Source organism: Martinezella sp. CNPSo 3890 (genome assembly GCF_057784455.1).
Genome location: NZ_JBXSOR010000014.1, coordinates 28,719 through 53,341 on the forward strand (window position 1 = coordinate 28,719; position 24,623 = coordinate 53,341).

Here is a 24,623-nt window from a genome sequence, read left to right on the forward strand (position 1 = left end):
GGGTAGATCGATATGACTATCTTGAATACACCGAAGACGAGCGGCTTCCGGCCCCCTGCTGTTCATGAAGTTGATGTACGCGGCTTCTGGGGTGACCGTATCGAGTCGGTTGCCGATAAGACCGTGATGATCCTCTACGAACGCTGCGTCTCTGCCGGAATGTTCGACCAGATCGATCCCGACCGTCCGGTTCCGGAACCTCGGCTGCCGTTCCACACCCGTCCGGACGGCTCGCCCGACACCGCCAACGTTCAGATGTTCTGGGACTCGGACGTCGCCAAGGTGATCGAGGCGGCAGCTTATGTCCTCTATCGCAAGCGCAATCCGGAACTTGAAGAGAAGATGGATTCCATCATCGACATGTTCCACAAATTGCAGCAGCCGGATGGCTACCTGAACTCGTGGTTCATTCGCATGCAGCCAGGCCAACGCTGGACCAATCTACGCGATTGTCACGAACTTTATTGCGCGGGCCATCTGATGGAGGCTGCGGTCGCTTATTTCTACGCGACCGGCAAGCGCCGGCTGCTGGACGTGATGTGCCGCTACGCCGATCATATCGATCGGATGTTCGGTCCGCGGCCGGGACAGAGGCCTGGCTACTGCGGGCATGAGGAAATCGAGCTTGCGCTGGTGCGGCTCGCCCGTGCCACTGGCGAGAAGAAATACCTCGAACTAGCCCGCTACTTCGTCGAACAGCGCGGGCAGCAGCCACATTATTTCGATATCGAAGCCGCCGAACGTGGCGCCGATCCGAAACAATTCCGCCACCGCACCTACGAGTACAATCAATCGCATCTGCCCGTTCGAGAGCAGACGAAGGTTACCGGACACGCTGTCCGCGCCATGTATCTCTATTCCGGCATGGCTGACGTTGCGACCGAATTCGGGGATGACAGCCTGACCGATGCGCTGAAGATCCTCTGGGATGATCTGACCACCAAGCAGATGTACGTTACCGGCGGCATCGGACCGGCCGAAAGCAATGAGGGCTTTACTGACTATTACGATCTGCCGAATGAAAGCGCCTATGCGGAGACCTGCGCGTCTGTCGGCCTGATCATGTGGGCTAGCCGCATGCTCGGACGCGGGCCGGATAGGCAGTACGCCGATATCATGGAACAGGCCCTCTACAACGGTGCGCTATCGGGTCTTGCGACCGACGGAGCTAAGTTCTTCTACGACAATCCTCTGGAAAGCCGCGGAACCCATCACCGCTGGATCTGGCACCGTTGCCCGTGCTGCCCGCCGAATATTGCAAGAACCGTAGCTTCCATCGGTAGCTATATGTACGGCGTCTCTGTCGATGAGGTGGCCATTCATCTCTATGGGGAAAGCACAGCCCGCCTGCAGCTCGGCGCGGTTCCAGTGACACTGACGCAGCGCACGGAATATCCCTGGGACGGGCGTATCGCCATTATGGTTGATGTCGATGCTCCGGCGTCCTTCAAGCTGGCATTACGGATACCTGGGTGGTGCCGGAATGCGTCATTGTCGATTGACGGGGAAGCGATTGATATCGGCTCGATCGAAGACAGGGGCTATCTGCGGATCGACCGGTTGTGGAAGGGCGGAGAGACGCTTCACCTCGATCTGCCGATGGAGACGCGCGCTGTGCGCGCCAATCCCGCAGTCAAGGCAGACCTGGGCCGGGCGGCGCTTGCCAGAGGTCCGATGATCTACTGCGTCGAGGAAGTCGATAATGAGGCGGATCTCAACAACCTGGTGCTTGTCGAGGAAGTCGCGCAGGCAAGGACGGCACCCATTCATTCGCTGGGTCCGGCGGTCCTTGCAATCGACATCGGAGCGAAACGCGAGCGATGGAATGACTGGGGTGGCAAGCTTTACAGCACTGAAACGCCATCGCTAGAGGACACGACGGCGCGCTTCGTTCCCTATCACCTCTGGGACAATCGTGATCCCGGCGAAATGCTTGTTTGGGTGAGGACTCAAAGATGACGCGCGCACCGGAAAAGGCGACAATCGAGCTTCGCGGCGTTCGCAAGACATTCGGTTCCCTGAATGTGATCCATGGTCTCGATCTGATCATCGAAGGCGGCGAATTCGTCGTCTTCGTTGGTCCGTCCGGATGTGGAAAATCCACCTTGCTGCGGATGATCGCCGGGCTCGAGGACGTCAGCGCCGGCGATATATTAATCGCCGGACGAGACGTGACGGAGCTTGATCCATCCAAACGCGGTATTGCGATGGTATTTCAATCCTATGCGCTCTATCCCCACATGAGCGTTCGCCAGAATCTCGCCTTCGGACTCGAAATGGCGAAAACGCCCGCCGACGAAATCGAACGACAAGTCCAGTCGGCCGCCGAGATCCTGAAGATCGGCGCGCTCCTGGAGCGGCGTCCGGGACAGCTTTCCGGGGGCCAGCGTCAGCGCGTCGCAATCGGTCGCGCCATCGTGCGCAAGCCTCTCGCCTTCCTGTTTGATGAGCCTCTCAGCAACCTCGATGCCGAACTGCGGGTCAGCATGCGTATCGAAATCGCAAGATTGCACCGAGAGCTTGGAAACACGATGATCTATGTGACCCATGACCAGACGGAGGCCATGACGCTTGCTGATCGAATCGTGGTTCTGCGTGAGGGCCGTATAGAACAGGTCGGAACGCCGCACGAGATCTACGAGGATCCGAACAACCTCTTCGTGGCGGGCTTTATCGGTTCACCCCGGATGAACATCATCGATGCGGTCTACGTCGGTGACGGTCATGTTACTGTGGCCGGCACGGCGATTTCCCTCGGCCATCCTCTGGCTGGTGTTGCCGAGGGTGAGACCGTCAAATTTGGCGTCCGTCCCGAGCATTTGACACTTGGCGGAACATCGGAAAATTCCCTGAAGGTAAAAGTCGATTTCGTGGAGTATCTTGGCAGCACCCGCTACGTATACTCCATGCTGCCGACTGGCGAGAGCCTGACGATTGAGGAGCGCAGCGGCGCGGATCTTTCATCAGGTGAGGAGGTCTGGCTGAACTTCGACGCCGCGCGAGTGAGGTTGTTCTCATCCGACGGCAGCCGGCTGCGTATCGCAACGCGGGAAATGGTTGCAACACAATGACGGCCGCGGCTCTCCCCTCGTCAGGAAAGCGGCCACTGATTGCACTTGCGATCGGCGACCCCGCCGGCATAAGTCCGGAACTGACCGCCAAGCTCATCCGCTCTCCGGCGGTCGCCGTGGCGACGCGGCTGGTGGTTGTCGGCGACCAACGTGTGCTTGCGCTCGGCGCGCGCCAAGCGGGACTTGACCTCGACATCGATACGGTCGAGACCGATGACATTGGCCCCGCAGAGGAACCCGTCATAATTGATCTGCAAAATCTCGACCCGGCCGATGTGCTGGTCGGTGTGGCGACGCGATCGGGTGGGCGTTTTGCACTCGACAACTTCGTTCATGCTCTCAAGCTTGCAGAAGCCGGCAAGGTGGATGCGGTCTGCTACACACCCTTTAACAAGAAGGCGATGCGGCTTGCTCATCCCGGCTATGACGACGAGAGCAGCTTCATTGCCGAAATTCTCAATTTGACAACCCGGGTCAAGGAATTCAACGTCCTCGATCAGGTCTGGAACGCTCGCGTCACGTCGCACATCCCACTGAAACATGTCTCGGCAAGCCTGTCGCCAAAGGCGATCCTGGCTGAAATCGCCTTGACGTCGGAATGCCTGAAGAGATCGGGCGTCGAAAGCCCACGTCTGCTCGTTGCGGGTCTCAATCCGCATGCCGGTGACGGGGGTAGTTTCGGCATGGAGGAAATCGAGATCATCGGTCCCGCCGTTCAAGCGGCCGCGGCTGCCGGCTTCGACGTTGCCGGACCCTTTCCGGCCGACACGGTCTTCCTGACCGCACTCAAGGGCGGCTACCACGCGGTGCTTACCATGTATCACGATCAGGGACAGATTGCGATGAAGCTGTTGGGTTTCGATCGCGGCGTCACCATGCTCGGCGGCTTGCCCTTTCCTGTCTGCACCCCTGCCCATGGCACAGCCTATGACATTGTTGGAAAAGGCATTGCCAATCCGCGCGCCAGTGAAGAGGCGTTGTTGCTTGCTGCGCGCATGGCGATCGCGTCTCGAGGCTCTCAACTCATATCATCTACGACATGACATCTCCGCCATTACGCGAAGTGCTCTGGCCGACGAAGGAGCCTGCGAAATCCGACGCCAAGCATATATACGCCGAAGCGAATCCTCCAGTTGGCGGGCCTGCTCCATCGGTGAGGTCGCCAAATTTGCCTTTACGAATTCGGCCCCACCGACCCTCAGCCTGACAGTGTTCGTCATACCTGGGCAGGCGCAGTTCACGCCAATTCCAAAGTCTTCAACCCGTGGGAATGCCTCACAAATAAATGTCGCCAAAGTTTGATCACCTGGCCCTCTGCCGAGTAGAAGGATCTGTGTATTGTTCAATGGCTTACCGAGATCGGACTATGTTCCAGCCGCGTTTGACCGGCGCTCTGCTGCGTCGGTCAGCAGTGCACAATGCGTGCGGTAACTGATTGCCGAAGCTGATGTGAAGCGTGTAAGATTCTGCACTTCCTACGATATTCACAAGCCTTCGCAGGGCGGCATGACCTTCACCGCTCAGCGCTGGGTCTACGCTGAAGAGGCACTGTGCGCGCTACGTCTGGCGCGTTTGACAAAATCTACGAAGGCGCGAAGAGGGAACGGCATCAGCCTCCGCTCGGGATAGTAGAGATAGGGGCCCGTGAAAGGCTGGCACCAGTCCTCCAGAACCGTCTGCAACCTGCCGGACCTTATATCGTCCTCACAGTGCTCGACGAACAAGAGCGCAAGTCCCAGCCCGTTGCGTGCCGCCTCGAGCTGGGTATGGGGTTCGGTCGTGAAGATTGGACCGTTCGGCGCGATCTCGATTTCATCGCCATTTCGTTCGAATGGCCAAGCCAGACGATTTCCGCGAGGGAAGATCTGCCCGAAACAAGGCCGGTCGACAAGGTCCTTTGGATGGGAGGGGCGGCCATGCTTCTCGAAATAGGCTGGAGAGCCCACGACGCAGAACCTCTGCGGACCGCCGAGGGGGACTGCGATCATATCCTTCGCCAAGGCGTACGCCTGCGTCAAAGCCTGCGCCGATGACATCGATGAATCCTTCAAGTGACGGGTCAGAAGTTCCTATCCCTTCAAGAGCATTGGGATCCGCCTGTCGATCCTTGCTAGGTCGCGAACCCAGAATGGGCCAAGAAACCTGGAGTGCCGCCAATTGGGCGCCATGTGGCAACCGACCGTCTTTGTCACAAATGCGATGAGCCCTGTCAGCTGCGTGCGAATTCCAGAAGCGGAGCGATGTCATGATCGTCCGCCGCGCGTAGTGCTGCGACGTAGCGTTCACGCAATTCGCCAACATTGGCCAGACTGCCGCCGCCCCAGGTAAAAGGATCACCGCCAAGCCGCTCGATCAGTAGGTCGGCTGCGAGACGTGCCTGCCGTCCATTTCCATTCGGGAACGGGTGGATGGCGACGAGACGATGATGGAATCTGATTGCTATCTCATCCGGTGGAAAGGTCTTGTGTTCAATCCAGTAACGGATGTCGCTCAATAAGCTCGCGAGCTCCATTCCAATACGATAAGCCTGAACGCCGATGTTGCGCTCCGTCGCCCGGAACGTGCCGGCCCATTGCCAGACGTCACCGAACATCCGCTTATGTAGTGTCCGCATGAAGTCTTCGCTGAGGATCCGTTCGAGTGGCAAGCGCCGCCGGCCACGCGCCCAAGCCGCACCCTCGACAATGTTTTCCTCTTCCGCTTCGTTGAGGTCGCGGCGGTGAGTGATCCAAGTCTGAAGCAAACCCTCCCGTTCCTGCGGCTCAAGCGGCGTCGCGTCTTCGGGTTCTTGGAAAAGATCTGTCATACCTCGTTCCAGAGATCGCGCTCAGAGAGCCTGTCGCGGATGTATGCCTGGATGCGAGATTCGGAATCCGCATTGTCCGTGCCCTGTGCTTCCAAACGCATCGTGTGCGCGACGCGCTGGAGTTCGCGCTTGGCGATCTTGCGTGCCCGTGCCTCGATAACGGCTTCAAGCGAGCTGTTCGGAACGAGGGCATAGACGAGCGTGCAATCCAGTGCCTCGGCGGCGCGACGCAGGGTATTGAGTTGGATTGTCCCGGCTGCCTCCGACTTTTCGATTGATTCAACTGTTTGTGGCCGGACTCCGATGCGCGTGGCCAGCTGCGCACCCGTCATGCCGAGGGCATCGCGCAACGCTCGAATCCATCCCTTCGGCGGCGCCCTAAACCGATCAACTGGGTGGAGCGGCTGAAGTCTTTCGTCAAGCCGTCCCCGTGCTCTTTTGCGAGTTTCACTTTTCATTTGCAGCCCATAAATTGATACTGGACTTGTTTTATCAGCTTAAAGGCTGATCCTCAAGCACATTTCATCAGCCTGTAGGCTGTATCAGATCTTCGTTACAGCAGTCTGTAGTCTGATTTCTGTCTAATGTTATCAGCCCATAGCCTGATGAATGATCTGGAGAAAGCCCGGTGTGGTACGTTCCACGACTTTCGCTCCAGCGCGCATCATGTTTTATTCTGCTGACCAATATTTAGATATAGAAATTGGTCAGTAAGCACATAGCTTACCTTCAGCAGTCAGCAGTTTATCTCGAGAGCGCCCAACGAGTACGACCTTTGCGCCGCTTTCGAGTGCCGCGGCCGCGACACCGAGACCGATACCGGAGCTGCCGCCAATGACGATAACTTTCTTGCCCATAAGCTTTGCCATGGGACCCTCCACATTGAATTGGTGTTGATGGATTTTGCTCTGCCGGGGCAGGAACGTGTCTAGCCTTGATAGGCGCGCTCGATGTCCGCGATGACGATCTTCTTCATCTTGTACATCGCCTGCATCACACGGCAGGCCTTTTCCTTGTCCGGGTCGGCAATCCTCTGGAGCAGAAGAGTGGGCGTGACCTGCCAATAGACGCCGAACTTGTCGGTCAGCCATCCACACGGCTTTTCCTTGCCGCCGTCGGCCGTCAATGCATTCCAGTAGTAGTCGGTCTCCGCCTGGTCGCCGGTCTCCACGAGGAAGGAGAACGCTTCGTTATAGGGCACACGGGAATTGGCATTCAACGCGGCGACCGGCAGCCCGGCCAATTCGAAACGGACCACGGAGAGTTCCGGGTCGGGAAGAACCGTGCGCTCCAGTATTTTGGAGTCCTTGAAGACGGAAGTGTAGAATTCCATGGCCGTTTCGGCCTGGCCATTGAACCAGAGATGCGGATAGACTTTCATGTCGTTTCTCCCTCGATAATCGTTAAAGGCACGGCGATGCTGGCTATTGCCTCGCCGGGATGACCGAGCCGTCCCAGTCCCGTTCGAAGCCGACGTCGCGCAGGCGGTGATCCGGGAAACGGCTGAAGCGCTGTAATGCGATGCAGTTGCGGACCATGGAAGGGATGCGGACGAAGACATGCCAAGCAAGAGTCGGCAATGACGCAGTTGTCTTTGTCAGTGTCTGTTCGAGTGCCTGTCTCGTCGGGGTGGAAGCAGTCGCACATGCATGAATAGTGCTCACAGTGAAGTCCTCATCTTTTTGAGTTTTCCTTGATCGTTGACTGTGAAGGCCAGCGTCGAGTTTAGATTGCGACGATCTTGACGGCATGACAAACGAGCAATAGTTTCAGATTTGTGATCAAAACTCACAGGTGAGCGGTGGCACGAAAACTCCCTCCACTGACAACTCTGCCTGCGTTCGATGCCGCTGCCCGTCATCTGAGCTTCACCAAAGCTGCGGCCGAACTGAACGTCACGCATGGGGCGATCAGCCGGGCCGTGCGTCATCTTGAAGAGGTGCTGGGCGTCCGGCTGTTTGACCGGGGAACGCGTTCCGTGCTTTTGACAGCGGAAGGAGTTGCCTATGCGGCCGAGATTGCTGCTGCGCTCGATCGGATTGGTGTGGCCACCATCGCAACGACAGCGTCGCGATCGACCGGTGTTCTCAACGTCAGCACGTCGGATGGGTTTGCCGGGCGGTGGCTCGTGCCGCGCCTCCACCGGTTCCATCGTTCCCATCGCGATATCGACGTGCGCCTTTCGACGTCAGGCGGCTTGACCGATTTTATCCGGGACGGAATCGATATTGCGGTGCGTTACGGCGCGGGCAACTATGACAAGGTCGTCTCGGAGCTTTTAATGAGCGAAGACGTCTCTCCTGTCTGCAGCCCGGAACTCCTCAAAGGAGATCATCCCCTCACACGGCCAGAAGACCTGAAACATCACAGGCTTATCCACGACAACTTCCGCATCGACTGGGCAACGTGGCTGCAAGCAGCAGGGCTCTTTGGCATCGACCACGACAGTGGAGTGCGATTTGAATCTGCCGCCTATGCCGTGGAAGCCGCCGTCCAGGGGGAAGGTGTGCTCCTCGGCCGCAGCGCGCTCGTTTCCGCGGATCTCGCTGCGGGACGGCTCGTTCGCCCCTTCGACCTGGCGCTGATTTCGCGGTGGAGCTACTACGTCGTCTATCCTGAAGGCGCATTACGACACCGGAAAGTCAGGCTGTTTCGTGACTGGCTGTTCAACGAGGTAGAGGCCGGTTGAGCGGATGTCTCGGACCTGCGGGATCCATCCGCTCTGACGGATAATCTCTTCGCCAGCCCGGGGCGCGCAACCAACAATCGTTAGCGCCGCACCAGGCGGCCGCCGGAATCGAGGTCAATCGTTCGCAATTTGTTTGCCTTTCGCCGTACCCTCTGTGCATCTCCAGCGCATTTTGGACGGTTGCTCGCCGCTCGAGACGCTGGACGATCTAACACGACCATTGTAGCCGGTACTCTTTCTATCCTCATGGTGACGAATGTCATTTCGTCGGGCCAGCCGGGCAGCCGGTGTCGGTAAAAGTCTCAGGCAATCTGGTAAGCAATGTTCCGGATAGCTGGTGATGGCGTGCAACGGTCACCCCGCGCTCCACCTTGAGCCACTTTTGCTTCCAGATGGTCGGAGAGGCTCAGTTCGGGCGTGTATTGGAGAACCTTCCAAGGAGCCATCGGCCCGCGGGGCCTGGGAGCTGATCCGCCGGATAGATCGCCTGGAACGGCATCAGCCCTGCCGAGGGACCTTCCAGTTCGATGCTCACGAGCCGGCCGCTCGCGAGATCGTCGAAGACCATCCAATGAGGCATGTGCCCCCAGCCCAATCCGGCGCAAAGAAAGGCGTGCTTGGCGCCGAGGTCGGACATGCGCCAGATGTTCTTGCCCTGCACACCATAATCGATCCCATCGGTCATGGAGGAGCGGTCGGTCAGGACCAGTTGGGTTTCGTCCAGCACCTCCCGAAGCGTTACCGGACCCGCCGATGATGCAAGCGGTGAACCTGGTGCGACAACCGTCACCATTTTTTCGCTGAACAGACGTTCGGTCGCCACGCCCGGCGGCGCGAACGGAAGCGTTCCCGTGATGCCGAGACCACATCGGCCGTCGAGCACCATTTGAGCGACCGCACCCAGCGCCTCGACATGGAGCCGGAGCGGTGTCGAGGCGAAGTGCTTCTTGAAACCGGCTAGGGCGTCGGTGAGGCACCCTTGTGGGAACATGACGTCGACGACGATCGAAAGCTCCGGCTCAAGTCCGGCGGAAAAGCTTTTCGCCTTCGCTTTCAATCCTTCGGCATCGTTCACTATGCGCCGCGCATCACCCAATAGATTGGTGCCATGCGGCGTCAATTGAGGGTAACGTCCCACCCGTTCGAACAGCGAAACACCAAGCTGCGCCTCCAGATTGGCGATCGACTGGCTGACCACCGACTGCGCTCGCCCCAGAACGCGTCCCGCAGCCGAGAAGCTGCCTTGATCGGCGGCGGCGACGAAGGTGCGCAAGTGATCGAGAGAAACGCCGTCAAGCAATGTATCTGTCCAAACGATGGATGGTATCTAATCATATAGGCTTCTTAGGGAGAACAGAAGCTCGTATTTCTCCTTCGAAGGAGATCCCGAGCTTGACCCATGTTCTTATAATAGGAGCAACAGGCTTCGTCGGCGGTGCCATTGCCCGCCATCTTGTTCGAAGTGGCCATCGCGTAAGTGGGCTGGCGCGAAGCGACATCAAGACGGCGCAGCTCAGTGAGGCGGGCATCGATCCGGTCGACGGTGACATCGAAACGGATCTGTCAGCGGTTCAGGCGGCGGCCCGCGCAGCGGATACTGTCATCTATGCGGCGCAGATAGCGCCGCCAGCCGAACAGCAGGCCGTCACTGGCCTGCTGGAAGCGCTGGCTGACAGCGGAAAGAGCTTCCTGTTCCTGTCGGGATCGGGCCTGCTCTGCCAACGAACTGGTGGCGCCTGGAGCGCGGACAACTTTTCCGAAGACGACGCATTCACGCCCGAGCCACTCGCTATCGCGCGCGTAGAGACGGAACAGCGCGTGCGCGCCGCCGCCCGGAGGGGCCTGCGGGCGATGGTCGTGCGTCCGCCGCTTATCTGGGGGCCGGGCGACCACGGCCATGTGCCGATGGTCTATCGGTCGGTCTCCGTTGCCGGGGCTGCTTGCTATGTCGGCGATGGTCTGGCGACCTACGGCAATGTCCACGTCGACGATATCGCGGACCTCTTCGCTCGAGCGCTGCAATCGGGTGAAGCCGGCGCACTCTACCATGCCGTTGCCGGAGAAATCGCCAACCGCTGGATCGCCGAGGCCGTCGCGCGCGATCTCGGCGTTCCGACCCGCAGTGTCAGCATGGCTGAAGCGGCCGAGATCTGGGGCGAGTTTGGCGCACTGATCATGAGCGTGTCGAGCCGCGTGCGCGACGCCGCAAGCCGTGCGGCACTCGGTTGGTCTCCACGCCATACCGACATGCTGTCGGAAATCGGCGAGCCGCGACTGCGCGCGCTCGCCATCTCTCAAACTCAAAAAGGAGCATAGGAATGAGCACTCATGAAGGAAAGGTGGCGATCGTCACTGGCGGCCGGCAGGGCATTGGCCGGGGCGTGGCGGACCTGCTCGCCAAGCGCGGAGCTAAGGTTGTCATCGTCAATCGCATGGACGCCGCCGACGTGGCTGACGCGATCGGTCACGGCGCGATTGCGGTCGCGGCGGACGTCACGAGCGAAGCCGACTGGGCCAAAGTCGCGAGCACGGTGGAAAGCACCTTTGGCCGTGCGCACATCCTCGTTCACGCCGCCGGGGCCTATCCGATGGCGACGCTGGAGCAGATGACGCCGGAGGCTTGGCGTTCGGTGATGGCGCTCAATCTCGACGCGCACCTGATGGGCGCGCGCGCCATCGTGCCGCTCATGAAGAAGGCGGGCGGCGGTTCGATGGTCGCGATCGGCTCCGACGCGGTCGGCATGGTGACCCCACCCGGCATGGGCTTCTCGCACTACATCACCTCCAAGATGGGCGTCGTCGGCCTGGTCCGCGCGCTCGCCAGCGAACTCGCCGCCGACAACATCATCGTCAACGCGGTTCATCCCGGTATCACCGATACCGAGGGCGCGAGCGGCATGCCCAACGAGCAGAAGGCGCAGGTCTATATGCAGCAGGCGATCAAGCGCCTCGGCACGCCGGCCGACATCGCCGGCCCGGTTGCCTTCCTCACCAGCGACGACGCCCGCTTCGTCACCGGCCAGACGCTGGTGGTCGACGGGGGCTGGCTCCGGCTCTGAGGGTAACGCGATGAGCACCGCCCCTTGCACCGACAGGTGCCTGGTGGACTATCAAACGGGTTGCCGACTGGATCATCCGCATCTTGCTGGCGCTCGCCTACATCGCGGCTGGAGCAGCGAAGCTCGCCGAGGCGCCTCCGATGGTGGCGATCTTTGACCAGATCGGGGCGAGCCAGTGGTTTCGCTTCGTCGCGGGTATTCTCGAAATTGTCGGCGGCTTTCTCGTGCTTGTACCCCTCACGAGCGTCTGGGGGGCTCTGTTGCTCGCTTGTGTGATGGCGGGGGCGGTATTCATCCATCTAGTGATGATTGGCGGCAACCCAGCGCCGGCGTTCATACTGCTGGCGCTGAGCGTAGCGGTGCAATGGCTGCGCCGACCCCAGTTGCTCACTGCGGTGGGAGGCTGACATTGGCGGTTGTTTCGTCGATTGCGGCCACCCAGACATGGCCGAGGAGGGCATCCAGGGGCGCCTTCCGCCCTACAGCGAGGGAAACGAAGCGCGCCGATCTTTGTCTCCAACGTAAAGAGCGCAGACGAGGCAGCGAGGAACAGCGCCCGCCATTCAGGTCGGCCCCAATGCCTGTTACCGAAGCGCTCGGGCGCGGTCGCCCGGACGACATTGCACGTCCCGTCCCACTTCATTCCCACCGCCGCGCTAGTTCTCATTCCGGCGCGTAGTGTTCCGAAAAGAATGATGCGATGGCCTCGAAAGCCTGCATTCGGTTCTTCTCCATCAGCACGAGATGTGTGGCTTCGCCGATCTCGACCCAGCGCCGGTATGATGCGCCTGTCAGCTTTTGAAAGAAGGAAACTGCAAGGTCGATCGTCACATCGACATCCCATTCGCCGTGCACGAGAAGGGTCGGTGCGATAATTCGAACCGGGTCGTAAAATGCACGGCCTGCCCGCCAATAGTCGCGGATGTCCTGGATAGGGCCATTCGAGGCGCGGAGACGATCCGGAGCTTTTTTGCCGCTCCACGGATCTTCGGCGAGTGTCGCCTCAGCCCAGGTCTCAAACCATCCCTCAGGCACCAAGCTATCCCGCGCATGTTCAGGTGCGGTCGAAAGCCAGCGCGCCTTCGTCTCAAGTACCGGAACGAGCCGGTAGGCATCCAGTTTTCCGCCCGTGTCGATAGGAATGGGCTTGTCGCTGAGCCATTGCGGCGCGAGCAGCGCGAGCTTGACAACTTTCTCGGGGTTGTCCGCACTAAACGCGCCAGCGACGGTACCGCCCCAGGACATACCAAAAATGTTTACACGATCCAGCCCGCGATGCCGCAAGACGAAATCAACCGCATGACCTAGATCGATGACCCCGGTTTTGGTGTTAACCACAGGTGGCGAGAGGGCTCCATCCTGCTCCATCTCAGGTGGTCGCGTGGAGTGTCCATAGCCTCGCACGTCAACGGCAAAGACGTCAAAACCCCGAGCCGCGAGAAAGTCCATGTAGGACATGCCGCCAAGTCGAACGTCATACAGACTCCCCGAGGAATAGGTTGCACCATGCACCATGACGACGGTCCTTTCCGGACCAAACCGTTCAACCCCGCGGCGCCGCTTGTTGCGTAAGTATAACGTGATGCCGGGTGTATCGCAGGCGATGTGATAGTCCTCGAACAGGATTTCTTCGAGGTCGATTGTGTTGTGTGACATGATCGCTTCCTTTCAAGCGTAGGACCAGGTGTAGCCCTGATCCGCACGCGTCACGTAACCAGCGGACGAACCCGCAAAATGAGTTGCGCAGTAGAGCGCCTGATCGTCTGCGAGTGTGCGGAGGATCCTCTCTCGTGAAGCGGTCGCATCATCGGGGAACTCGCAGAAGACCGTGTTGAGATGTGGTCTGAGGACCTGGATAGGGTGATGGAGCACATCGCCGCCAAAGATCGCTGTTTCACCGCCCGACGACAGGCGGATCGACATATGTCCGATGCTGTGACCGCGTGTCGGAATGAACGTGAAATGATCGAGGTAATCTCCACCATCAGGTTCGATAAGATCCACGAGGCCGGCCTCGATTACAGGAAGAACGCTGTCTTCGAACACGCCGCGGCTTGGGACATTGACCTCGTTATGGCTGGCGCGGCTGCCATAGTACTCGGCTTCCATTCGTGGAAAGACATAACGTGCGTTTGGAAACGTTGGCGCCCATCGTCCATTGTCCAGGACAGTGTTCCAACCGGAATGGTCGACGTGGAGATGAGTGTTGAACACATAGTCGACGTCAGCCGGGTCCACGCCGGCCTCATCCCGGAGTCGCTCGAGAAAAGGAATATTCTGCTCGTGAAACAGAGGATTGAGCGGCCGCTGCTTGTGGTTCCCCGATCCCGTATCGATTAGCACGAGGTGCCGGGGCGTGCGAACCACCCACGTATGGATACTTTGGACCAGATCATCCTTGTTCTCCTCCACGTCTACCGTGGCAAGATGGGCCGCGATGCCTTCGAAATCCTCGGGCTTCGCGGATGGGTAAACGAAGCTCTTGGGAACATTCCGCAGCGACTGCTCCAAGACCTTCTGAATAGTAACGTCGCCGATGCGGTGGACCTTCTGCACGCCCGTCATATTACCTCCTGTAGCGGCGACACCGCCGCAGAGGCTGGACATTAAGCCGGGAATGCTCTAACGATCAAATCGATGAATGACATAGCGTCTATCGATCATTTCAATTTGTGGTCCTTCGACCTCAACCTGCTTGTCGCCTTCGACGCCCTGATGAGGGACAGAAGCGTGACCAAGGCGGCGGCGCGCCTAAAAATCCAGCAGCCGGCGATGAGCCATAATCTGGCAACATTACGTGTGTTGTTGCAGGATGAACTGTTCGTCAGAGTTGGACAGATCATGCAACCAACTGCGAGGGCACACGCACTTGCTCCCACGATACAGCAGCTGCTTACGCAAGCCCATAAAGCACTGACTTCGGCAGAAAGCTTTGATCCTTCGAAGGAGACACGCACGTTTCGCATCGGCTTCTCAAGCGAGTTGGAAGTTATCCTGATGCCAGCGTTGATCGCGAGTCTGAGGACGACAGCACCAGGAATAAGACTGCTTGCGCGGCCGGCAAGTCCCGAGCAGGTCTATCGAATGCTGGACGAGGGCGTCATCGACCTCGGGGTTGGCTGCTATGACGAGGGAAACAACCGACACCGCCACCAGCAGCTGTTTGAGCAGTCGTTGATGTGTTGTTACAACAAAGACCTTCTGCCACTGGATGAGCCTGTTGACAGGGAGACGTATCTGAATGCCGAGCACGTACTGGTGTCTCAAAAAGACGCCATCGAAGGATGTCTCGATGAAGCGCTCGATAAGCTCGGCGTCAAGCTCAATGTTGCCATGGCGGCACCCGAGTTTCTGACCGTGTTGGCTGCTGCGCGGACGGCGCCCCTTCTGGCTACGTTGCCGACACGTATCATCAGATGCTTCGCTTCCACGTTTGGATTGACAGAAAGCCCGGTGCCACTCGACCTCACAGTCAATCCTATCGCGATGGTCTGGTCGGCCCATTCAGACCGCGAGCCAGCTGCGGAATGGCTTCGTTCTCAGATTGCAGCCGAGATTGACCGGATTGCCGATTGAATTTCATTGCCCAGCTTAAGGGAGGGAGTCCCATCGTCTCACGCGCGCTCGGCGCTCAAAAGCCGATCGGCAAAGTAGCGTGTTGGTGTGGTCCCAAGCGCCTTCTTGAACATGACGATGAAGGCCGTCGTGGATTCGTATCCCAGGTTGCCTGCTACCCGCTGGACTGTCGCACCGCCGGCAAGTTCCCGCAGCGCGATGACGAGATGGAGCTGGCGCCGCCACCGGCCGAAACTCAATCCCGTCTCCTGGACCATAAGCCTCTTCAATGATCGCTCACTGACCGCAACATGCTCAGCCCATTGGTCGAGGGGTCGGCGGTCGCTGGGGTCCGCTAAAAGAGCCGCAGTGATCAAGGCGATCTTTGGATGGTCAGATATGGGTAGCTCCAGCCTCTCCCGCGGCATCAGGGCGAGCTCATCGAGCATGACTCGCACGAGACGGTCGAGATGAGCGTCGCCCGCAACAGTTTCCGATCGTTCCGCTATCTGGAGTATCATCTCCCGAAGCATCGGCGATACCGCAAGCGTGCAGCATTCAGCTGGAAGCATGGCCGCGCCGGGCTCGACAAACAGATACGTCAAACGAGCATTGGACGTGACCTGATTGCTATGAAGAACGCCACCGGGTATCCAAACTCCCGAGTTTGGCGGAACGATCCAGACCCCGCTTTCCGCTCTGCAGGTAACCGCACCATGCAGCGCCAGGACCAGTTGGCCCTGCCGGTGTTGGTGCTGGTGCCCCTCGGCTTGATAGTCGGCGAAGTCCACTCTGAACGCCATCGCCGGCCCATGCGGGTGGCTCAGATCGATGGCGGTACTGCAGGGTGGCTTATTCGAAGGTTGGCCCATTTTCGAGATCATATGGCATTATCTCCACTTCTGCTCGCGACGCAATCCTTTACGTTCATGGTTCAGCAACTTCAGGAGATTAGCCATGCGTATTGCCGTGGTTGGCGCGACCGGCAGGATCGGTGCCAAACTGACCGAAAACCTCTTGGCCAAAGGCCATTCAGTCAAAGCTCTTTCGAGAGGAGGGGCCGCCCTCGATGCGCTCGTCGCGAAAGGAGCAGAGCCCTTCATTGGCAGCTTCGATACGGGCGCTGGTGAGCTTAACACGTTCTTCGAAGATGCTGATGCTGCGTTCCTGATGGTCAAAACTCTTTGGGGTGCGGAGGACTTCCATGGGCACTACCCTGCGGTAGCGCTGCGGTTTTTCGACGCACTTCAGGATTCCCCTGTGAAACTGGCCGTGAACCTGACCGGGATGGGATCCGAGGTCAGTGGAAACACTGGCCATTTCCAAGGCTTCCATATCCTCGATCAGATCCTCAACCGATTACGCGACATCAATCTGGTGCATCTGCAGGGTGGCTGGTTCATGCAGGACCTGACCAGGTGGGTGGACGCGATCGCACAGTACGACAGGATCGGTTGGACGCTTGAGCCCAACGTCAAAACTCCCTGGGTTGCCGTTGAAGACATCGCGGATCTCGTGGCGAAGGAGTTCGACACACCGAGAGACCAGCACCGATCGGTGAAGCAACTGGGCATCGATTACACGATGCCCGAGATCGCCGCGATGATTGGCCGGGCACTCAGGAGGGAGGTGGACTATCGCTTCGTCGATCCGAGCGATCGTGAGGTCGAAACGATATTCCGGGAGAGGTTCGGGACGCTCGATCGGTGGGTCTATGACAAGAACACCGCAGCTGCTCTTAACGATGGGCGTGTAAAGTTCCACGCTGATCGTCCGGCGCTGCCCACGACAATGGAAGAATTCGTCAAAAACACCCTCAGGCCGCTGATCGAGAAGGCGAGAACGGAAGGCGTCAAACCAGAGACCTTCCTAACGTGGAGTTCACAACGATAGGGCAGTTTTCGGTCGTTCCAGGTCATACCCGAAGCTGGTGACGCCGTCGTGGGGTGGAAGCTGTTGGCGCGGCTGGCGACGAGATCCCAGCACCCGCGTCAAACAGGATTCGAAGCAGTCGCCGTTCATCCGCCCGAAGACAAATTAAGGCTTGTTCCGCTTCGTTCAACATCATCGAATTCCTTCCGCGAGGCTTCAATGTCTTGCCAGGTATCCCTGATCCAGCCCGTGAAGGCAGCCAACGGCTCCAGCATGGATCTGCCGCGGGCCGTTAATTCATACTCAACCCTTGGCGGCACTTCAGGATAATAATGACGGGCAACGAGACCGTCGCGCTCGAGGCTACGAAGCGTGAGCGTCAGCATCCTTTGCGAAATGTCCGGAATGCCGCGTCGGATCGCACCGAACCGCATGGGTGCATCAGGCGACAGGGCGAGCATCGATACGACGAGAATAGTCCATTTGTCGCCGAGACGGGCCAGAACGCTACCGGGTGCGCAGGGAGTCAGCACAGGGCCCCGCGCAGTTTCGATAACAGGACGGCCATTGATTTCACGCTGCACGGATTAACTCCTTCAATAGTTATCGTCATGTAACCGACGACCAAAAATGTGCCGTCTTGCGCCGATTTTCAATCAGTATCATTTGATAACCGTCATTAATTACCAATGGTAACCCATATGGATCACACTGCAGAATTTCTCGTGTTTGGCGCGACCGGACAACAAGGCGGGGCGGTTGCACGCGCACTGAACGCAAAGGGTAAAAGGGTCAGAGCATTCGTGCGCGATCCAAAGAGCCCTAAGTCCGAGGCTTTGGCCGCCGAAGGTATTTCCTTGGCAAGGGGCGATCTGTTCGACCCTGCCTCCATCGACCGGGCGATGGTCGGAATTTCCGGAGTTTTCAGTGTCCAGACGAGTTCACCGGCAGGTGAGGTCACTGATGCGCAGGAAGTTTCGCAAGGCAAGGCAATTGCGGATAGCGCACTTCGGCAGGGCGCTCGACATCTCGTCTATTCTTCCGGCGGGGCAGCGGGGAAAGGCCCGACGGGAATGGGTCATTTCGACAGCAAGTCGGAAATTGAAGCTTATGTGCGAAGCCTTCCGATAAAAAGTACGATCACGCGTCCGGCAAGCTTCATGGAGATGATGCTTTTGCCCGGTATGGGACTGTCTCAGGGCGAATTTACCTTCTTCATGCGGCCAGACCAATCCATGCAGATGATCGCCGTAGATGACCTGGGCCGGATCAACGCCGAAATCCTGGCGACTCCGGATCATTTCGCGGAGAAGACGATCGAGCTTGCCAGTGCGTCTGTGACAGGCAAGGAGATCGAACAGGCATTCACAAAAGCTGCCGGGAAAGCGATTGTTTACAAGCGCTTTCCTGAAGAATTGCTTGCGACGAATCCTTTCCTCAACCGTCTCGCGGAACTTCTGGACAATGGTTTGCTCGCCGGCGCTGCGGATATCCCCGCTATCGAGCGGGAGTTTGGCCATATGACTTCGCTTGAGGAATGGCTCGATGGGCCTGGGAAACTGCAATTTGAAGCCGCCCTCAAGGGTGAGAAAGCTGAGGTGGCTCTCCGCTAAGAGAACATGATGAGCCTCATGCAGGAATGGCCGTGGAGACTTCAGTTTGAGGTCGTCCGCCTAAGCACATCGCTTCTCCGTATGGTCGTGTGTTTGCGAGGAAAAGCAGCCAGGGACGTGATTGTACCAACAGTGCAACAAAGGTCGATGAAGCCGTCAAGTGATGGCGGCTTCATCACCATGTCTTGCTTCAGCCACGCTTCGTTCACCTCATCAATGAGCTGTCAGCCGAATTCCGTCAGATCATGGCGGCCGGCGGTCCCGCACGTTCGTCCCGCATCGCCAACGCATCCTGTTATGCAGGCGTCACGTGACACTCGAACTAGGCAAATCCGTCGGATCATCATGGGCGAAATAGTCTTTGCTCACTATCGGGATGGCGTCGTCGATGAGAACCTGCATGTCGATCCTGCCGGTATCGACGCCATCGCCCGCCTTGGCGGCGATACATGTTCGACGATCCGTGATCGTTTCGATATGTTGACCCCGAAGCTATGATTGATATCGGTAAGGCAGCGAACCTTCGGCTTGGCAAACCGAAGCCGGGCCGATGGTCCATATCTCTTCAAAAGCTCTGATCAGGTTTCCGCCATTCCGGATGGAAATCGCCGAGAACGATTTTGCCAAGCACGCCGCCGGCTTCCATTCCCCGGTGGGAATCAGATGCGGCTGAGAGCGGATAGAGCGCCCGACGACGGGCTACGCAACGCCCGCACACATACGCTGCATGACCCGGTGCACTGGAGGCGGGGCTTGCTCATTTCTCGGCTAGCACGGGCATCGATTTTTCCAGGTATGATCTCGATGAGACCATCATCTACGGCAAATCCAATGCCGGCCAATCGGCAACGCAGATCGCCAAACAGCGCGGCTGGACAAAGCGGCAGTTGCTGCAGGAGTTAGCCGCAGGTGGTCGCTACCCCGTTATCGTCGGCGATGCCACGGAGGTTGCCGATGGGCTTTCGTCATGGATGGGTGAAGGTGAGATCGATGGTTTCAATCTTACCCGTACCGTCGTGCCGGAGAGCTTTGAGGACTTTATCGACATTGTGGTGTCGGCGCTTCAGGAGCGCGGTCTCTACAAGACTAGTTATGAACAGGGGTCGCTTCGCAGAAAGCTCTTTGGTGAAGGTGACAGACTGCCAGATCGTCACATAGGATCATCCTTTCGCAGTCCATGACGAGCCAGGCTGCCACAGGCAAACCTCGTCTTCGGATAGCCAACTTTCCGGCATACTCGTTCCAAGGTTTGCACGACATCTATCACCTCGATAGCTGCGACCCGGATCGAGCACCGGCACGTATCGCGAGAAGGCGTCCACCAGCGTCAGGACACGCAGTTCTAGTCGGTGGTGAGTTGATCGTGAACGAAATCCACTTTGCCAGAGCAGGCCTAGTCGGATGTCGCCATATACCGACTGAGAATTTCGCTGATATCCGGTCCCTCGTGGCTATCGTCCGCCTTGGCGCGATCCTCCACCGCGTGCAGATGGTGGTCCATGATTTCGGTCGCCTGGCCGAGGTCCTGCCGTTTCAATGCTTCGATCAACTGGATATGCTCGTCGATGCCACATTCTGCCGAATGCGGCCGGCCGAAACGGGCAAGGATCAATGACGAGCGGGACACGATCTGGCTGATGAAGTCGATGAGCAGCTTGGATCCCGTCAATTCGGCCAGGAGGATATGAAACTCCCCGGCAAGGCGGATAGAGCGCGGCGAGGATGCTTTGAGCGCCCGTTCCTCCTCTCGCACATGACTGATCAGGGCGTCGACGCCATCTCGCGGAATGCGCTTGCAAAGCCGTTCTATCACCTCGCGCTCGAGGCAGCGGCGCAGCGCGAACACTTCTACTGCCTCTTCCAGCGTCGGCATCGCAACGGCGGCGCCGCGGTTCGGCTTGATTTCCACCAAACCGTCGGAGGCCAAGCGCAGCAGCGCATTGCGTGCACTCGTACGGCTGACGCCGAATGTGTCGCCTATCGAATCCTCCGGTAATTTGGTGCCCGGCTTCAGCGCCTGCTCGAGAATTGCCCGGCGCAGCGAGGCATAAATCGCATCACTTCTGCTGAGATTCGTAGACATAACGCGCGGTTCTTTCGCCTGAATGCAGTGCAGCTTCGTATCGCACAGATATTGCATTAAATCCAGACACCTAAATTGCATGCAATTTTACCTTGAATTTGTATTCGAAGTGATCTAGCCTTCAGCTCAATCCACAGAGAATAATGCGAAAGGCAGCCTGTCGGAATGGGTTTTCAATGAAATGCATTGGTTCATTGCTCAAGAATGAGCGGACATTGCATGCAATCCGAGGGGAATTTGCAATGCGATTTACACGAATTATAGCAACTGGCGTTGCGCTTCTGGCGCTCTCGATGCCAGCGATGGCCGAGACCCTGAAATGGGGCGCCTCGCGCGATATCAGTTCGCTCGATCCTTATTCCTACGGCGACAGCTTTGCGCTTGGCGTGCTCAACCATGTCTATGAAGGCTTGGTCCGCTACGATCGCAACCTGAAGATTGAGCCGGCTCTGGCCACGTCCTGGGAGATCGTTTCGCCGACCACCTGGCGGTTTCATCTGCGCGACGGCGTGAAATTCCATAACGGTGCCGATTTCACCGCGGAGGATGTGCAGGCATCGCTGAAGCGTGCGAGCGATCCGAAATCGCCGCTGCGCGGCAATATTCCCGCCTACAAGGGCTCGCGCGTCATCGATGCCCGCACGATCGAGATCGATGTATCCGCAAACTATCCGCTTCTCCTCAACGACCTGACCACCATCTACATCTTCGATGCCGGCTGGCTGAAGGACAATAGTGCTGAAGCACCGACAGACGTAGGCTCAGGCACCGAGGGCTATGCGACCTACCACGAGAACGGCACCGGTCCGTTCAGGGTCGAAAGCCGCCAGCCTGACGCAAAGACGGTGTTCACCAAGTTCAACGACTGGTGGGACAAGCCGCAGCACAATATCGACCGGATCGAATTCACCCCGATCGCATCCAATGCGACGCGTGTGGCGGCACTTCTGGCCGGCGATATCGACTTTACCGATCAGGCGCCGGTACAGGATATTCCGCGCCTTCAAGCGTCGCAGCAGGTAAAGGTGCTGGAAGGCACCGATCTTCGCACGGTGATGATCGGCTTCAGTCAGCGCGACCAGCTGATCGACGGCAAGCCGAACCTGATGAAGGATATCCGCGTCCGTCAGGCCATGCAGCTCGCGATCGACCTCGACCTCATCAACAAGAAGATCATGCGCGGCAAGTCGCGCAACGCCGGCGCCCTCGTTGCGCCGCAGATCCCCGGTTACGATGCAGCGCTCGACACGCCGATGAAGGCCGATCCGGAAAAGGCCAAGGAACTGCTGAAGGCCGCTGGCGCCGAAGGCTTCGCCTTCAACTTCAACTGTGCCGACAGTCTCGTCAACGAGGAGCAGGTCTGCCAGGCCGTCGCCTCCATGTGGTCGCGGGTTGGCCTGAAGCCGCAGCTCGATCAGGGCACCCGCGCCGTCCAGACGCCGAAACGCTCCTCGGGCAGGGTCGATGTCTATACACTCGGCTGGGCGACGTTGCCCATGCTCGACACTTATAGCCTCACCTCGCAGGTGCTGCACACCAAGGAAGGCTCGTTCGGCATCTTCAACTGGGGCGGCTGGTCGGACAAGGAATTCGACAAGGTGACGGAAGCCTCCGCCGTCGAACTCGACCAGACGAAGCGTCTGGCCATGGAAGCGCAGTCGCTGAAAATTGCCAAGGAACATGTCCTCATGATCCCGCTTCACCAGCAGCCACTGGCCTGGGCCACAAGTTCCAAGATCAGGGATTTTCCGCTCTTTTCCGATAACCTGCCCCGCCTGTGGCTGGTCAAGATGTAATCCCGCCCCCTCGCTGCGGTTGAAGCGCGGCGAGGGGATATTTCAAGGCTATGCCGGCTGCCCGGCCGGCCCCGGCAAATTCAGCAGGCAGGCTGAAAAGCCTGAAAGCCACCCGGCCAAGGCCACATTCAGGAACGCCCCATGCTCGCCTTCCTCGTCAAGCGCGTCGGCAATGCCATTCTCGTCATGCTGACAGTCGCATTCTTCGCCTTCCTGATCTTTCGGTTCCTTGGTGATCCGGTGGAGATGATGGTTAACGAAAGTGCCACGCAGGTGGAACGCGACGAGCTTCGCGCCCGGCTGGGCCTCAATGATGGCTTCCTTGCGCAATATGTGCGCTTCGTGGATAATGCGGCACGTGGTGAGTTCGGCCTGTCCTGGCGCAATCAGCAATCCGTCACCACGCTGATCGCCGAACGCTTTCCGGCGACATTCGAACTGGTGATCATCGCCACGCTCCTGTCGCTCCTGATCGGCATTCCGCTCGGTGTGTTTACGGCGATCGGACGAGGGCGGTGGTGGGCCGAAAGCCTGCAGTTCTCCTCCATCGTCGGCGTGTCGCTGCCGAGCTTTTTCGTCGGCATCATTCTTATCCTCGTCTTCTCCGTCAGCCTCGGGTGGCTGCCGGGCTATGGTCGCGGTGAGGTGATCCAGCTCGGCTGGTGGTCGACGGGACTTTTGACCGCATCCGGAAGGGCAGCGCTCGTCCTGCCCGCTCTGTCTCTGTCACTCTTTCAGATCACGCTCGTCATGCGCCTCGTCCGCGCCGAGATGCTGGAGACCCTACGTGCGGATTTCATCAAGTTCGCCCGCGCCCGCGGCGTCAGGCACCGTGCCCTGTGGTTCCGTCATGCGCTGAAGAATTGTCTGATGCCGGTCGTCACGCTGACGGCCATGCAGGTCGGCAACCTGATCGCCTTCGCGCTGGTGACGGAAACCGTCTTCCAGTGGCCCGGCATGGGCATGCTCTTCATGCAGGCCGTCACCTTTGTCGATATCCCCGTCATGGCGGCCTATCTCTGCATTGTATCCTTCATTTTCGTGACTCTGAACACCCTCGTCGACATTGCCTATGCGGTGATCGACCCGCGGCTGCGCGCCGCCTGACGGGAGCTCATCATGACCATTGTCGAACAGACCACCAAAAAGCCTGCCCGCCCGACGCCGTCATGGATCGCGCGATTTCGCGATACCGATCTGTGGTGGAGCTTCTGGCACCATCCATCGGCGGTCATCGCCGCGGCACTGCTTCTCCTGCTTGTCGCCTCGGCCTTCTTTGCACCATGGATCACGGTCCAGAACCCCTATGATCTTGCCTCGCTCGATCTTCTGAACGCAGAAATCCCGCCGATCTGGATGGACGGCGGCCAGTGGCCTTTCCTGCTCGGAACGGATACGCAAGGGCGTGACCTGCTCTCGGCGGTGCTTTACGGTTCGCGCGCCTCGATCATCATCGGCGCGGCCTCGGTGGCTGTTTCGCTCGTGGTCGGCGCAATCCTCGGTCTGGTTGCCGGCTATTACGGCAAGTGGGCGGATAGCCTTTTGATGCGGGCTGGCGACGTGCTCCTATCGATGCCGACCATGCTGATCGCCATTCTCGTTTCCGCGCTGGCACGCCAGGCCCTGCCACCCTCGCTGCGCGAGATCGGTGCCTCCGGCGTCATCGTCTTTGCCATCTCGCTTTCCGCCTGGGTGCAATATGCCCGGACCGTGCGGGCGCTCACGATGGTCGAGCGCAACAAGGAATATGTGCAGGCTGCGCGGCTGATCCGTGTCCCAACCTGGCGCATCCTCGTCAAACATATCCTTCCCAACACCACCACGCCGCTGCTCGTTACCGCGACGCTCAATTTCGGCCTCGGCATCCTGATCGAGGCGACATTGTCGTTCCTCGGCGTTGGCATGCCGCCGGAGCAACCGTCGCTCGGCACGCTGATCCGTATCGGAAACCAATTTCTATTCTCCGGTCAGTGGTGGATCGTGCTCTTTCCGGGTCTGCAGCTTTGCCTTCTCGTCGTGTCGATCAACGTGCTCGGCGACTGGCTTCGCGATGCCCTCAATCCCAAACTGCGCTGAGGT

25 protein-coding genes and 3 pseudogenes are annotated in these 24,623 nt (G+C 58.8%); 15 read left to right on the plus strand and 13 right to left on the minus strand.

Translation table 11 applies throughout. The annotated features are described in order from the left end of the window. The first annotated feature begins 12 nt into the window (after positions 1-12). The 3 genes from AC13RC_RS25770 to AC13RC_RS25780 are packed head-to-tail and all read left to right on the plus strand — an operon-like array spanning position 13 to position 4,114. Positions 13-1,959: a glycoside hydrolase family 127 protein gene (locus AC13RC_RS25770; protein ID WP_488558916.1), complete on the plus strand. Its 1,947-nt coding sequence runs from the start codon at positions 13-15 to the stop codon at positions 1,957-1,959. Then, the gene (locus AC13RC_RS25775) at positions 1,956-3,071 is read left to right on the plus strand and encodes an ABC transporter ATP-binding protein (protein ID WP_488558917.1); all 1,116 of its coding nucleotides are present in this window, start codon (positions 1,956-1,958) and stop codon (positions 3,069-3,071) included. Before AC13RC_RS25770 ends, AC13RC_RS25775 begins: the two co-directional genes overlap by 4 nt. After that, positions 3,068-4,114: a 4-hydroxythreonine-4-phosphate dehydrogenase PdxA gene (locus tag AC13RC_RS25780; protein WP_488558918.1), complete on the plus strand. Its 1,047-nt coding sequence runs from the start codon at positions 3,068-3,070 to the stop codon at positions 4,112-4,114. Before AC13RC_RS25775 ends, AC13RC_RS25780 begins: the two co-directional genes overlap by 4 nt. Positions 4,115-4,603: 489 nt before the next feature. On the opposite strand, the gene AC13RC_RS25785 is transcribed toward AC13RC_RS25780, so the two are convergent. From AC13RC_RS25785 to AC13RC_RS25810, 6 genes are all read right to left on the minus strand, one after another. Next, positions 4,604-5,059: a LysR substrate-binding domain-containing protein gene (locus AC13RC_RS25785; RefSeq protein ID WP_488558919.1), complete on the minus strand. Its 456-nt coding sequence runs from the start codon at positions 5,057-5,059 to the stop codon at positions 4,604-4,606. Positions 5,060-5,280: 221 nt separating this feature from the next. Beyond that, positions 5,281-5,877: a mobile mystery protein B gene (locus AC13RC_RS25790; RefSeq protein WP_488558920.1), complete on the minus strand. Its 597-nt coding sequence runs from the start codon at positions 5,875-5,877 to the stop codon at positions 5,281-5,283. Next, positions 5,874-6,335, minus strand: a complete 462-nt coding sequence (locus tag AC13RC_RS25795) for a mobile mystery protein A (protein WP_488558921.1) — start codon at positions 6,333-6,335, stop codon at positions 5,874-5,876. The genes AC13RC_RS25790 and AC13RC_RS25795 overlap by 4 nt, the downstream gene beginning before the upstream one ends. A 249-nt stretch (positions 6,336-6,584) precedes the next feature. Further along, the gene (locus AC13RC_RS25800) at positions 6,585-6,746 is read right to left on the minus strand and encodes an SDR family NAD(P)-dependent oxidoreductase (RefSeq protein ID WP_488558922.1); all 162 of its coding nucleotides are present in this window, start codon (positions 6,744-6,746) and stop codon (positions 6,585-6,587) included. Between the two features lie 59 nt (positions 6,747-6,805). Next, entirely contained in the window at positions 6,806-7,258 is a 453-nt protein-coding gene (locus AC13RC_RS25805; RefSeq protein WP_488558923.1) for a VOC family protein, read from the minus strand. Between the two features lie 43 nt (positions 7,259-7,301). After that, positions 7,302-7,457, minus strand: coding sequence for a hypothetical protein (locus AC13RC_RS25810; RefSeq protein ID WP_488558924.1), 156 nt, complete (start codon positions 7,455-7,457; stop codon positions 7,302-7,304). 221 nt (positions 7,458-7,678) lie between these two features. Between AC13RC_RS25810 and gcvA the strand changes: the two genes are divergently transcribed. Then, a complete protein-coding gene (gene gcvA, locus AC13RC_RS25815) occupies positions 7,679-8,566 on the plus strand; it encodes a transcriptional regulator GcvA (RefSeq protein WP_488558925.1) in 888 nt (295 codons plus the stop codon). Positions 8,567-8,972: 406 nt separating this feature from the next. On the opposite strand, the gene AC13RC_RS25820 is transcribed toward gcvA, so the two are convergent. Next, on the minus strand, positions 8,973-9,866 hold the full coding sequence (locus AC13RC_RS25820; protein ID WP_488558926.1) for a LysR family transcriptional regulator: 894 nt from the start codon (positions 9,864-9,866) through the stop codon (positions 8,973-8,975). Between the two features lie 92 nt (positions 9,867-9,958). Between AC13RC_RS25820 and AC13RC_RS25825 the strand changes: the two genes are divergently transcribed. From AC13RC_RS25825 to AC13RC_RS25835, 3 genes are all read left to right on the plus strand, one after another. Next, positions 9,959-10,882, plus strand: coding sequence for an NAD-dependent epimerase/dehydratase family protein (locus tag AC13RC_RS25825; protein ID WP_488558927.1), 924 nt, complete (start codon positions 9,959-9,961; stop codon positions 10,880-10,882). A gap of 2 nt (positions 10,883-10,884) precedes the next feature. Further along, positions 10,885-11,625 (plus strand): SDR family NAD(P)-dependent oxidoreductase, encoded by a 741-nt coding sequence (locus AC13RC_RS25830; protein WP_488558928.1) that lies wholly within the window; start codon positions 10,885-10,887, stop codon positions 11,623-11,625. Positions 11,626-11,696: 71 nt separating this feature from the next. After that, on the plus strand, positions 11,697-12,032 hold the full coding sequence (locus tag AC13RC_RS25835) for a DoxX family protein (protein WP_488559001.1): 336 nt from the start codon (positions 11,697-11,699) through the stop codon (positions 12,030-12,032). Positions 12,033-12,288: 256 nt separating this feature from the next. Here the strand turns inward: AC13RC_RS25835 and AC13RC_RS25840 are convergent, their stop codons facing one another. Both AC13RC_RS25840 and AC13RC_RS25845 read right to left on the minus strand, forming a co-directional pair. Next, on the minus strand, positions 12,289-13,281 hold the full coding sequence (locus AC13RC_RS25840) for an alpha/beta hydrolase (protein WP_488558929.1): 993 nt from the start codon (positions 13,279-13,281) through the stop codon (positions 12,289-12,291). A 12-nt stretch (positions 13,282-13,293) separates the two neighbouring features. Then, complete coding sequence (locus tag AC13RC_RS25845; protein WP_488558930.1) at positions 13,294-14,190, minus strand: MBL fold metallo-hydrolase; 897 nt, start codon at positions 14,188-14,190, stop codon at positions 13,294-13,296. Positions 14,191-14,262: 72 nt separating this feature from the next. Here AC13RC_RS25845 and AC13RC_RS25850 point away from each other — a divergent pair, with 72 nt between their 5' ends. After that, positions 14,263-15,201: a LysR family transcriptional regulator gene (locus AC13RC_RS25850; RefSeq protein ID WP_488558931.1), complete on the plus strand. Its 939-nt coding sequence runs from the start codon at positions 14,263-14,265 to the stop codon at positions 15,199-15,201. Between the two features lie 38 nt (positions 15,202-15,239). On the opposite strand, the gene AC13RC_RS25855 is transcribed toward AC13RC_RS25850, so the two are convergent. Beyond that, positions 15,240-16,064: an AraC family transcriptional regulator gene (locus AC13RC_RS25855; RefSeq protein WP_488558932.1), complete on the minus strand. Its 825-nt coding sequence runs from the start codon at positions 16,062-16,064 to the stop codon at positions 15,240-15,242. Positions 16,065-16,137: 73 nt separating this feature from the next. Between AC13RC_RS25855 and AC13RC_RS25860 the strand changes: the two genes are divergently transcribed. Further along, the gene (locus tag AC13RC_RS25860; RefSeq protein WP_488558933.1) at positions 16,138-17,073 is read left to right on the plus strand and encodes an NmrA family NAD(P)-binding protein; all 936 of its coding nucleotides are present in this window, start codon (positions 16,138-16,140) and stop codon (positions 17,071-17,073) included. 125 nt (positions 17,074-17,198) lie between these two features. On the opposite strand, the gene AC13RC_RS25865 is transcribed toward AC13RC_RS25860, so the two are convergent. Beyond that, positions 17,199-17,636, minus strand: coding sequence for a winged helix-turn-helix transcriptional regulator (locus AC13RC_RS25865; RefSeq protein WP_488558934.1), 438 nt, complete (start codon positions 17,634-17,636; stop codon positions 17,199-17,201). Positions 17,637-17,753: 117 nt separating this feature from the next. Between AC13RC_RS25865 and AC13RC_RS25870 the strand changes: the two genes are divergently transcribed. The 3 genes and pseudogenes from AC13RC_RS25870 to AC13RC_RS25880 all read left to right on the plus strand — a co-directional run. Then, positions 17,754-18,665 carry an NmrA/HSCARG family protein gene (locus tag AC13RC_RS25870; RefSeq protein ID WP_488558935.1) on the plus strand — a complete coding sequence of 304 codons (912 nt, stop codon included), beginning with the start codon at positions 17,754-17,756 and terminating at the stop codon, positions 18,663-18,665. A gap of 298 nt (positions 18,666-18,963) precedes the next feature. Further along, a pseudogene (locus AC13RC_RS25875) lies at positions 18,964-19,163 on the plus strand (flavin reductase family protein); the annotation flags it as partial. Positions 19,164-19,408: 245 nt separating this feature from the next. Continuing rightward, positions 19,409-19,846, plus strand: a pseudogene (locus AC13RC_RS25880) (N5,N10-methylene tetrahydromethanopterin reductase); the annotation flags it as partial. Between the two features lie 26 nt (positions 19,847-19,872). Here the strand turns inward: AC13RC_RS25880 and AC13RC_RS25885 are convergent. After that, a pseudogene (locus AC13RC_RS25885) lies at positions 19,873-20,043 on the minus strand (IS3 family transposase); the annotation flags it as partial. 15 nt (positions 20,044-20,058) lie between these two features. Continuing rightward, the gene (locus AC13RC_RS25890; protein ID WP_069613571.1) at positions 20,059-20,748 is read right to left on the minus strand and encodes a GntR family transcriptional regulator; all 690 of its coding nucleotides are present in this window, start codon (positions 20,746-20,748) and stop codon (positions 20,059-20,061) included. A gap of 242 nt (positions 20,749-20,990) precedes the next feature. Between AC13RC_RS25890 and AC13RC_RS25895 the strand changes: the two genes are divergently transcribed. The 3 genes from AC13RC_RS25895 to AC13RC_RS25905 all read left to right on the plus strand — a co-directional run bounded on the left by AC13RC_RS25895 (position 20,991) and on the right by AC13RC_RS25905 (position 24,620). Beyond that, entirely contained in the window at positions 20,991-22,544 is a 1,554-nt protein-coding gene (locus AC13RC_RS25895; protein WP_488558936.1) for an ABC transporter substrate-binding protein, read from the plus strand. Positions 22,545-22,685: 141 nt separating this feature from the next. Beyond that, positions 22,686-23,651 carry an ABC transporter permease gene (locus AC13RC_RS25900; RefSeq protein WP_488558937.1) on the plus strand — a complete coding sequence of 322 codons (966 nt, stop codon included), beginning with the start codon at positions 22,686-22,688 and terminating at the stop codon, positions 23,649-23,651. Positions 23,652-23,663: 12 nt separating this feature from the next. Continuing rightward, positions 23,664-24,620 (plus strand): ABC transporter permease, encoded by a 957-nt coding sequence (locus AC13RC_RS25905; protein WP_488558938.1) that lies wholly within the window; start codon positions 23,664-23,666, stop codon positions 24,618-24,620. The last annotated feature ends 3 nt before the right edge of the window (positions 24,621-24,623 follow it).